Source organism: bacterium, from assembly GCA_030019025.1.
Lineage (GTDB): Bacteria > Hydrothermota > Hydrothermia > UBA1063 > UBA1063 > UBA1063.
The window spans coordinates 42,558-51,131 of sequence record JASEFR010000013.1 but is presented as its reverse complement, the minus strand read 5'-3'; the positions used below and the strand labels follow the sequence as shown (position 1 = coordinate 51,131).

At 41.3% G+C, this 8,574-nt stretch carries 6 protein-coding genes; 4 read left to right on the top strand and 2 right to left on the bottom strand.

Annotated features, from left to right (window positions below):
* Positions 1–623 (bottom strand): hypothetical protein (locus QMD82_04730; protein MDI6851223.1); only part of this gene is annotated, 623 nt, incomplete at its 3' end.
* A gap of 11 nt (positions 624–634) precedes the next feature.
* Entirely contained in the window at positions 635–1,708 is a 1,074-nt protein-coding gene (locus QMD82_04725) for a hypothetical protein (GenBank protein ID MDI6851222.1), read from the bottom strand.
* Between the two features lie 229 nt (positions 1,709–1,937).
* On the opposite strand from QMD82_04725, the gene nuoE reads away from it, so the two are divergent.
* The 4 genes from nuoE to gdhA are packed head-to-tail and all read left to right on the top strand — an operon-like array spanning position 1,938 to position 8,502.
* The gene (nuoE, locus tag QMD82_04720; GenBank protein MDI6851221.1) at positions 1,938–2,402 is read left to right on the top strand and encodes an NADH-quinone oxidoreductase subunit NuoE; all 465 of its coding nucleotides are present in this window, start codon (positions 1,938–1,940) and stop codon (positions 2,400–2,402) included.
* Positions 2,395–4,215, top strand: a complete 1,821-nt coding sequence (nuoF, locus tag QMD82_04715; protein MDI6851220.1) for an NADH-quinone oxidoreductase subunit NuoF — start codon at positions 2,395–2,397, stop codon at positions 4,213–4,215. The genes nuoE and nuoF overlap by 8 nt, the downstream gene beginning before the upstream one ends.
* A complete protein-coding gene (locus QMD82_04710; GenBank protein ID MDI6851219.1) occupies positions 4,202–7,126 on the top strand; it encodes an NAD(P)-binding protein in 2,925 nt (974 codons plus the stop codon). Before nuoF ends, QMD82_04710 begins: the two co-directional genes overlap by 14 nt.
* 17 nt (positions 7,127–7,143) lie before the next feature.
* Positions 7,144–8,502 carry an NADP-specific glutamate dehydrogenase gene (gene gdhA, locus QMD82_04705; protein ID MDI6851218.1) on the top strand — a complete coding sequence of 453 codons (1,359 nt, stop codon included), beginning with the start codon at positions 7,144–7,146 and terminating at the stop codon, positions 8,500–8,502.
* The last annotated feature ends 72 nt before the right edge of the window (positions 8,503–8,574 follow it).

Sequence of the window (8,574 nt, the reverse complement as noted above, 5' to 3'; positions counted from 1 at the left end):
CAACCTCCTATCCAGTTTCTCTCTATTCCGAGGATTATTTTGATTGATGTTGCAACAATACCAAGCCCTACGCCAATCATTATACCTCTTTTTGAAGCCAAGTTTGGAACAGCCATAATCCACTCAACTATCTCGCTCATTTTGGGCACATAGTTTCCAATCGTTGTAGTACCAAATATAACAATAAAAGCGGTAATCATTAGCGCTGTTGCTTCAACGCCCTTTATACGGAAGGCTCTGTATGCTGCAGAAGACATATAAAATGCGAGTAGAGAAAAGGTTGTGGCTTGGAGAGGCACCATCATGTTGTCATAAATCTTCTGAAACAGCGAATGTTCTCCTGTTCCTCCTATAAAACCTATCAGCACCATTGCCGCGAAAGAAATGAGCGATATCATGCTATAAGGTGCGTACTTTTTATCTTTTAATCTTTTTGAATGGAACCTGAGAAAGCTTATTATTGCCATTACATACGCCATAGATGTTATTGCTCTGCTCCATTTTAGAGAAGTGTCATAAACATTTTGAGATATCGGGTGGGGAATAAAGTACTGGATAGTCATTACGATACCAATAACAAATACCAATGCTAAGGGTATCCTTTTTTCAAGTAATGGTCTCATCTCCTACCTCCTCAGAATAACCCTAAGGTTATATTAATGCCAAATAAGTTTAGAACGCTCAGCATTATTATCACTATGGAAAGAAGCAATTTTGCGAGATCCTGGGCTTTAATAGTGCCCGTTAGAAGTGGCTCTCTGGAGAGGTAGGCACTGGCCGCGTAAAGTTCCTCACCTATCAGCGTATAGTCACATGTGACGACAAAAAATGGCAATTGCGCAATTGCATCTGTGCCAGCAACCTGGATGGCTCCTGTAGAGGCACCGGTTTCCGATAAAATCAGAGATTCTGCAAAATAATACCCCATGAAGAAATTGGTAGCACTTTGCTCTCTAACCATTCGAGCTGCGACGTGAGCCGCATATCCAAACTGACTATCGGTAGCGAAGTAAACATCATCAGGGTTAAACAGGTCAGGCCTTCCAATTGTTGTATATGCTTCTTTTACAATTTCTCTTGCTATAGTGTACACAACGGGGTCATAGCAAGGCACTATTATTCTGGTTTCAAACTCCCCTGCTCGCTTTGTAACATGTGAGAGGATGTTAAGGGCTGCAATGGTTGCGATATCGGATATATTTGATAACCCATTGATGTAGATTATAGGTCTTCCCATTTCCGTAGCACGACCTATTGCGTCATTAACCGCCTCCAAACCAGCTATAGGTCTGAGATAGAGAGGTTTGTTTGCCCTTGCTTGTGCAATGTAATAAATCATAATTATTGTAAAGAGTATCATTGCGATAAATAGTGGAAACTTATCTTTATCAAACCACTTTGCCGTTGGTCTTGCATATTCACTCCATTCGCTCTCGAAGATGAGGTTACCGTTTGAATACGCAAGAATCTTATACCTGTAGTCCTTCTTGTGATCAAGTTCATTATCAGTGTATGTTTTCAGAAATGGCAAGATATTTAAGGTGTCAAGTTTCCCTTCACTACATTCTCTAACGAGGTTGAGGGTTGTAATCTTCTCCCTTATAGTATCAGGAATCTCCAGCACAATAGAGAGTTTTTTCCCAGTCCCGTCAGGACTGAAAACTCTGGGAATTACCGTTAACATTAGGATGAATATCCCCTTTCCCATGCTTCCTCCTGTTTGGAATAAATTTTAAAGGTAAAATCTTCAACAGTAAAACAGACTTGGTCTCCAAAATCATAAAAATAAAACTCGGTTTTTTGACTATTCTATAGTGGACATTTATAATTATTACAATGCAAACACTTGTTCGCATTATCACAAGTTTTATAAATCAACTTGCTCCGCTGCCCTCATTTTGGTATGAAGTAATTAAATTAAACACAGGAGAGACTTTATGGAGGATAAGTTGAATTTTATTAAAACCTATGAAAAAAGCACAAGCTCATTAATACCTCTTCTCCAGAAGACACAGGAAATCTTCGGATATTTACCCAAAGATGTCCTGGAGGAGATTTCAAAATATCTTGATATTCCCTTGACAAGGGTATTAGGAGTCGCTACCTTTTATGCTCAATTCCGTTTTGAACCTCTTGGTAAATATGTCATTAAAGTTTGCCATGGAACTGCCTGTCACGTAAATGGAGCGGAAACCATTGCACAAGCTCTTCGCGAAGAAACAGGAATTGATGAGGGACAAACAACTTCCGATGGTCTAATTACTATTGAAAGAGTAGCATGCTTAGGATGTTGTAGTCTTGCACCAGTTATCATGATTAATGACAAAGTATATGGTAAACTAACAGGAGAAGCAGTAAGAAAATTAATGAGGAAATTAAAGAAAGGAGAGCTCGATGATTAAGGCAATTGCCGTTGGAATGAATTCATGTGGTATTGCTGCAGGGGCGAGAGAAACTTATAATGCCCTGGAGAGACTCCTTAAAGAAAAGAATATCGACATTCCCCTCAAAGTTACTGGGTGTGTTGGAATGTGTTATAGAGAACCACTCGTTGATATAATATACGAAGATTCCATCATCACGTATGGTAATTTAACTCAGGATAAAGTAAAAAAACTTGTGGAATCTCATATCATAAATAACGTTCCAATTCACGAGTGGGTGGTTAAGACCGATAAGATAAGGGGAACGAAAGTTATTGAAACCTGGGACGTCGACGGCTTCTTCGCAATGCAAAAGAAAATCGTTCTTGAAAATTCAGGGTATATAGACCCTGAAAACATTGACGAATATATAGCAAGAGATGGCTATGAAGCATTAAGAATTGCTTTGAAGCACAAACCAGAAGAGATAATTGAGATTGTAGAAAAGTCCGGTCTTAGAGGGCGTGGTGGTGCAGGATTTCCCACAGGGCTAAAGTGGAAATTTACGAGAGAAGCACCGGGAGATAAAAAATACGTAGTATGTAACGCCGATGAAGGTGATCCTGGGGCTTTCATGGACAGGAATGTGCTTGAAGGAGACCCTCACAGAGTTATTGAAGGGATGACAATTGGAGCTTATGCGATAGGCGCCAGTGAAGGTTATATTTATGTTCGTGCCGAGTACCCTCTCGCCATCAAGCGCCTTAAAATCGCCTTGGCTCAAGCACGAGAGAGAGGATTCCTTGGGCAGAATATACTTGGGAGTAATTTTTCTTTTGATATAAAAATAAAGGAAGGTGCTGGTGCATTCGTTTGTGGAGAAGAAACGGCCCTAATTGGATCAATTGAAGGTAAACGTGGAATGCCAAGGCCAAGGCCTCCTTTCCCAGCTCAGAAGGGGCTTTTTGGAAAACCAACCAATATTAATAACGTGGAAACGTGGGCTAACGTTCCTTGGATAATAAGGCATGGATGGGAAGCCTTCGCATCCATAGGGACTGAGAAAAGTAAGGGTACTAAGGTTTTCGCATTGGCAGGGAAAATAGCCAGAGGTGGTAACGTAGAAGTTCCCATGGGACTCCCTTTGAGGGACATACTTATTAAGGTAGGTGGGGGAACCAAAACAGGAAAACCGATCAAAGCAGTTCAGCTTGGGGGACCATCGGGCGGCTGTATACCAGAGGAAATGCTCGATATTCCTGTAGACTACGAATCAATCAGTAAGACCGGTGCAATTATGGGATCGGGTGGAATGGTTGTAATGGATTCTGATACCTGTATGGTAGATGTTGCTAAATTTTTCCTCGATTTCACTGTAAAAGAGTCCTGCGGGAAGTGCACATTCTGCAGGTTGGGAACAAAGAGAATGTGGGAAATACTCGACAGGATTTCAAAGGGCGAAGGAACCTTGGATGAAATTGAAGATCTGGAGAAACTTGCATATGAAGTTAAAGCCGGTTCACTTTGTGGACTTGGTCAGACTGCACCTAACCCAGTACTGACCACACTGAAATATTTTAAACAGGAATATATAGAGCATGTTGTTGACAAAAAATGCCGTGCCAAAGTATGTAAACCACTAATTGCTTATGTGATTATCACTGATAAATGTAATGGTTGTACAGCGTGCGCAAGGTATTGCCCGGCAAAGGCGATTACTGGTGAGGTAAGAAAGCCTCACTTTATTAATCAAGACATTTGTATCAAATGTGGAACATGTTATGAAGTTTGCAGATTTGATGCCATAGAAATAGTTGATGCATTTCAGGGAGTTAGAAATGAGCAAAATTAAATTGAACAACAAAGAAGTTGAAGTTAAATCCAAAAATATTTTACAATTTCTAAGAGACAACAATCAGCACATACCCGGCATGTGCTATGATTTCGAGCTTGATCCCTACGGGTCTTGTCGTCTTTGCCTTGTAGAAGCCAATGGAAGGATTTCAACAGCCTGTACATTAACTCCTCAACCAAACCTTGAAGTAAATACTTTTAGTGAAAAAGTTATATCAATGCGGAAAACTGCGCTTGAGCTGATGCTTTCCGACCATTACGGCGACTGTATCGGCCCATGCCAGAAGGGATGTCCTGCGCATAGTGATATTCAGGGTTATCTTGCCCTAATACATATGGGGAAGTATCATGAAGCGGTAAAGTTAATGAAAGAAAAGTATATTCTACCTGCAGTTTTGGGTAGAGTATGTCCTGCATTTTGCGAAAATGAATGCCGGAGAAATCTGGTTGATGGAGCAGTTTCAATCAGGCAGGCAAAGAAATTTGCTGCTGACTATGACCTGGAACATGGACCATGGATGCCAGAAATTCCACCTTCAACAGGGAAAAAAGTTGCAGTTATTGGTGGAGGCCCTGCTGGACTTTCTGCAGCATTCTATCTGAGAACCAGTGGACACGATGTAACAATCTTTGAGGCTATGCCCAAACTGGGTGGTATGACTCGTTATGGAATCCCTAAATACAGGCTACCCAAGGATGTCCTGGATAAAGACATAGCGACTGTAATTGGCACAGGGATAAAAGTTGAAACCAATAAAAAGCTTGGAAAGGACATAACTCTCGAAGAACTAAGAAAGAAGTTTGATGCCGTTTTTCTGGGTATCGGGGCTTGGAAATCCAGAAAAATGGGAATCGAAGGTGAAGACCTTCCTGGAGTAATCCACGGCATCGAATTCTTAAGAAAGATTAATACGGACGAGCCTGTGGAAATAGGAAAGAAAATTATTGTAGTAGGTGGTGGAAATACTGCAATGGACGTTGCAAGAACCTGCATCAGGCTGGGGTGCGATGTAACCGTAGTTTACCGTAGATCCAGAGAAGAAATGCCCGCAAACAAGATTGAAGTTGAAGAGGCTATAGAGGAAGGAGTTAAATTTGAATTTTTAACCAACCCCGTAAAAGTCATAGGCAACGGTAAGGTTGAGAAAGTTGAACTTATAAAGATGCAGCTTGGAGCACCCGATGCCAGTGGCCGAAGAACTCCAGAGCCTATTCCGGGTTCTAATTTCACTATGGAATGTGATAACATAATCCTTGCAATTGGTCAGTATACCGATGAGAACTTGCTTAAAGAAAGTGGTATTGAAGTAAAAAGGGGTTCAGCAGTTGTAGATAAGGTAACACTAATGACTAACATACCTGGCGTCTTTGCAGGTGGCGACCTTGTCCTTGGACCTTCAACGGTAATAGAGTCTATTGCTCAAGGGAGAGTCGCTGCAATAATGATTGACCAATACCTTAAAGGGAACCTGGAAAAAGTAAGAGAAGCCCTAATAGCACCTGAAAAGAATCTACCCGTAATAGTTGAAAACGAAGAAATTAGAAAAGTTGTGTTTGATTTAAGACCATATAATCATTGGAAAACTGTTACTTCTGAGGATTATAAACATGTTGAACGTATTTCCAGGACTGAAACCCCTTACAGACCCGCTGAAAAACGAAAGAAAGACTTCAATGAGGTAGAGCTCCCACTTACTGAAGAGGCAGTTAAAAAAGAGACCGCAAGATGCATGTCCTGTGGGTGTATGGAAGTATTCCGTTGCAAGCTTAGAGAATATGCTACCCTTTACAACGCACAACAGACAAGATTCAAAGGCGAAACTAACAAATTTACAATTGACGACAGCCACGACCACATCGTTTTGGACAACAACAAGTGTATTCTCTGCGGAAGATGTGTAAATTTAACCCACGATCTTACAGGTGAAGGCATAGTAGATTATCTTTATAGGGGGTTTATAACGAGAATATCTGTGCCTTTCGATGAAAAACTCGCTGACATGGAGGGGGACTACTTTGGCGACCTTGTTGATGTTTGCCCCACCGGTGGATTTCAAGAGAAGTTGGAATTTCCCAAACCGGGTCCATGGAAGACAACTTCTGTTGCCACTGTTTGCAATGGCTGTGGCTTGGGATGTGAAATAAACATTGAGGTTTATGAAAATATGATAGTAAGGGTTTCCTCAAAACTTCCTTCATGGAACAATGGACATATATGTGATCTCGGTAGATACTCAAAATCATGGGCTACGAAATCTGAAAAAATTTACAATCGCAAAGAGCAAAGGGAAATGAGTTTGGATGAGCTGAAAGATTTAATCAAGAAAAATTTGAGTGACTTAGCGATAATAGTAACGGGAGATGTTACCCTTGAAGAGGCAGAATCGTTAAGAGAACTGGCTAAAAATAGGGGAATAAAGTTTGGCTCTTTGATAGACAGTGGCATTTCTACCGCATCTCTTGAAGATCTTCTAAATGCAAAATCCATAAAAGTTGAATGTGATATAAACCAGTATCCCTACCTGAAAGTGCTATTATTCCAGCTTAAAAAGCATAGGAATGTTAATTTTGTAGACTCCGGCGAGGAAATTCTAATTACAGAAGCACCAATAAATGGAAGAAGTGAAAAGTCCATAGTTCTTCACAAGAAATTCAACGAAACAGGGCTATTGAAACGGGGCTTCTCTACAAGCATCCCAGACTCAAAAGTGTATATAGTATTTGGAAACTTACACAAAAAACTCAACGGCACGACCATTGTTTTCGGAAAGAGTGAATTAGCAGACATTGAAGTCCCCTATTTTTCAATTGCCGGGAAAGAGGGTACCATTATAAATGATTTTGGTGTGGCCCTTAAACTCAACAGGGCTGTCGCCGAAAAAGCATTAAAATTGGAAGAAATAATTTAAAGACAAGGAGGTCAAGCATGTCCCAAATAGATGATGTCATAGCAAAAATTAGGGAGAAGGATAAAGATCAGCCTGAATTTATACAGGCTGTGACAGAAGTGCTCTCTACTCTGAGACCAGTGGAAGAGAAGCACCCTGAATTTGTAAAAGCGAAGATATTCGAAAGAATCGTTGAACCTGATAGAATAATTCAGTTCCGTGTAGTATGGGAAGATGACAACCACAATATCCATGTAAATAGAGGTTTCAGAGTACAGTTCAACAATGCTATTGGTCCATACAAGGGCGGCTTGAGGTTTCATCCCTCAGTTAACCTCGGTATAATCAAATTCCTTGGCTTTGAGCAGATTTTCAAAAACGCTCTTACCACTCTGCCAATGGGTGGTGGAAAGGGTGGTTCCGACTTCGATCCCAAGGGCAAATCTGACGCTGAAGTAATGAGATTCTGCTATGCCTTTATGAGCGAGCTTTTCAGACACATTGGACCTGATACAGACGTTCCAGCTGGTGACATCGGTGTGGGTGCAAGAGAGATTGGATACATGTACGGGTTCTACAAAAAGATTATGAACGAGCATACCGGTGTTTTAACGGGTAAAGGGCTTGAATATGGTGGAAGCTTAATCAGGCCTGAAGCTACAGGTTACGGCTTAACCTACTTCACCTTAGAAATGCTTGCAACTAAAGGTATGGATCTCAAAGGAAAGATCGTAGCCATTAGCGGTTCTGGTAATGTTGCCCAGCATGCCTGTGAAAGAGTAACCCAATTCGGTGGAAAAGTAATTACCCTATCAGACTCCGACGGTACAATTGTGGACATGGAAGGAATTGACGCCGACAAACTTGCCTTTGTAAAGGAGCTCAAGAATGTGAAAAGAGGAAGAATTAGAGAATACGCTGAAAAATATCCAAAAGCCAAGTACTACGATAAGAAGTCTGTGTGGGATGTTATAAGAGATGAAGGCATTAAGGTTGACATTGCTCTTCCATGTGCAACTCAAAATGAAATTTATGAAGATCATGCAGTTGCCCTCGTAAAGAATGGTGTGATTGCAGTTGCTGAAGGTGCTAACATGCCCTCTACTCTTGAGGCAATTAAGGTTTTCCAGGAGCATGGAATCCTCTATGGTCCAGCAAAAGCTGCCAATGCAGGCGGCGTGGCTACATCGGGTCTCGAAATGACTCAGAACAGCATAAGGCTTCAGTGGACGAGGGAAGAAGTTGACGCTAAGCTTCAAGAAATCATGAAGAGAATCCACAAGAGCTGCCTTGATGCCGCTGAAGCCTACGGCAGGCCAGGTGATTATCTGACTGGTGCCAACATCGCCGGATTTATCAAAGTTGCCAAGGCCATGCTTGCTTATGGCGCTCTGTGATAAATCCCGAATTAAAACAACTCATTGGGGGCCCCACGGGGCCCCTCATTTTTTATAAGAAATGAAAGCATG